Here is a 2,235-nt window from a genome sequence, read left to right as displayed (position 1 = left end):
CCTTAATTAAGGGGGCACTAATACGCCCAATAGGAAATACACTGTATTGGTTACCACCATTAAATACTCATAAAGAAATTATTGGGAAATTAGCAGAAATCACTTTAAACTCTATAAAAGAGTCTTATATTTAGTTTTAAAAATAATGCACATATTGATTTGGCTAGGGTCAGTTGATATTTCTACTATCTTGGCCAAAATGGACTGATTTTTTGCACTCCGATGCTATTCATGTATGATGTGCTTTGGTGCTCTAAAATTAGTTGATTTTGGCTCAAGCTAGGGAAGTGTCGACAAACCCGAAAATACTTCACGGAGAAAAAAATGAATTTTAGCGCACGCTCTTCTCTTTTATTGTTAGTTATTTTTTCTGCTACAACTTATGCGGAACAGATAATTAGTGGAAATTACTGGCGATGTACTTCTCTGGATGGAGCGAATAAACGATGGGCCGCTATAAGTATTTATCGGAAAATAGCACTAAATTTTGCCTTTTCCTCCTGCAAAAAAGAAAGTGCTTTACCTGCTTCTTGTAGAATAGCCCTAACGAGCTGCGAAGAATTTATTGAAGGAGTTAACATTAAATCTATGTGGAGATGCACCGCTTTAGACAAAACAGCGACACCCTGGCGAAGCAACCTCTATTCGCAACGTGACGATGCAGCATTGGCTGCTAAGGCTTATTGCCAGCAAAAAAGCTTCCTGCCTGGAAGCTGTTATATTAATTTAATAACCTGCGTTAATCTCCATGGATTTAAAAATTGATGGTTTATTGTGTCGGTTTAACAGGCAGTATAGCAAGCGGTAAAAGTACGGTGGCCGAGCTATTTATTAACTTAGGAGTTCAAGTAATTAATGCTGATAAAATATCCAAGGAACTTACCGCAAAAAATCAGACCATCTACAAGAAAATTATCACGCGTTATGGCAAAGAAATATTAAATAAAGAAGGTGAACTTAATCGGAGAAGACTAAGAAGCATTATTTTTTCTGATCCCAAAGAGCGCTATTGGCTTGAACAGTTAATGCACCCCATGATTCGACAAAAAATTAAACAACAAGTTATCTCATGTCGAGGACCCTATTGTATCGTAGAAATCCCTCTGCTAATCGATAAAAAAAACTACCCTTATATCAATAGGATTTTACTAATTAATGCACCAATAGATACGCAAATATCTCGAATCATACAACGAGATCAGAGCAGTAGAGAAGATGCTTTGGCAATTTTAGCCGCGCAGCCCAATATTAATTTGTATATACAGAATGCCAATGACATTTTGGTCAATGACCTAAGACTTGAGAAATTAAAAACTTCTGTTCAAAATTTTCACCAAAAATACCTTCAATTAAGCCAAACATCAGGGCCTACGCATGAAAAATAACACGTAAAAAGTTTCGCTAAATAAGTGAGATATTATTAGAAGAAAAAATTATTAATTCGAATGCCTTTAGCCATAGCCAAAATTGCGTTTTTAGCTTGCCGAGCGACATCCTAATACAGCTTTTATATAAGATTTATGCTAAAACTACTTTAAAGTAATTTGCTTTGACTTTTATTATGAAGACAAATCCCCTCTTTTTTGATACAAATATCGCCACGTTTATAAAGATGGCCAATAGCATTTTTGAAACTTTTTTTACTCTCACCGAATAACTGCTGAATTTCCTCCGGTGAACTTTTATCATGCAAGGGAAGGAAGCCCCCAGTTTCTTCTAATTTCATCAAGATACGATGCGCGAGTTCATTAATACCCTCGTAGCCTATTTTTCTTAAAACCACATCAATCTTACCATCATTTCTCATTGTTTTAATATAACCTGTCAGTCTTTTTCCATAAATTAAAGTCTGGAAAATATCTCCGGTATGAATTAAACCCCAGTGACTGTTGTTAATAATTACCTTTTTTCCTAGCTCAGTGCTCTCAGCAATTAATAAGCCAACCTTATCTCCTTGCTTAAAATAAGCAGGCTCTTTATCCAGGAAATGATCGACTTTAGAACTAGCAATTATACGGTCTTTATTATCTTGCTTTAGATAAACAATATAAGATTTATCTTTCTCCATAGGCCGCTGTTGTTCCGGTTTAGGCACCAATAAATCTTTCTCTAATCCCCAATCCAGAAAAGCACCTACAGAATTAATATCAATCACCTTCAAATAAGCACAAGTACCTAATTGGGCACGAGGACGTAAGGTTGTGGCAATGATCTTATCTTCCGAATCAAAATAGA

Annotated in this window: 3 protein-coding genes; 2 read left to right on the top strand and 1 reads right to left on the bottom strand. The window is 35.7% G+C overall.

Annotation, left to right across the window (positions count from 1 at the left end):
- Positions 1-324 precede the first annotated feature (324 nt).
- Together WA877_RS06250 and coaE are read left to right on the top strand one after the other, a co-directional pair.
- The gene (locus WA877_RS06250) at positions 325-765 is read left to right on the top strand and encodes a hypothetical protein (protein WP_425170065.1); all 441 of its coding nucleotides are present in this window, start codon (positions 325-327) and stop codon (positions 763-765) included.
- Complete coding sequence (gene coaE, locus WA877_RS06245; RefSeq protein ID WP_425170066.1) at positions 765-1,385, top strand: dephospho-CoA kinase; 621 nt, start codon at positions 765-767, stop codon at positions 1,383-1,385. The genes WA877_RS06250 and coaE overlap by 1 nt, the downstream gene beginning before the upstream one ends.
- 149 nt (positions 1,386-1,534) lie before the next feature.
- Here the strand turns inward: coaE and WA877_RS06240 are convergent.
- A partial coding sequence (locus tag WA877_RS06240) for a CvfB family protein (protein ID WP_425170064.1) occupies positions 1,535-2,235 on the bottom strand: 701 nt, incomplete at its 5' end.

This window comes from Legionella sp., from assembly GCF_049790535.1.
Classification (GTDB): domain Bacteria; phylum Pseudomonadota; class Gammaproteobacteria; order Legionellales; family Legionellaceae; genus Legionella.
The sequence above is the reverse complement of the archived record's forward strand: the minus strand, read 5'-3'. Positions and strand labels throughout refer to the sequence as shown.

Coding starts and splice junctions, on each gene's coding strand:
- WA877_RS06250 (WP_425170065.1), top strand. CDS start 325: ATGAATTTTAGCGCACGCTCTTCTCTTTTATTGTTAGTTATTTTTTCT.
- coaE (WP_425170066.1), top strand. CDS start 765: ATGGTTTATTGTGTCGGTTTAACAGGCAGTATAGCAAGCGGTAAAAGT.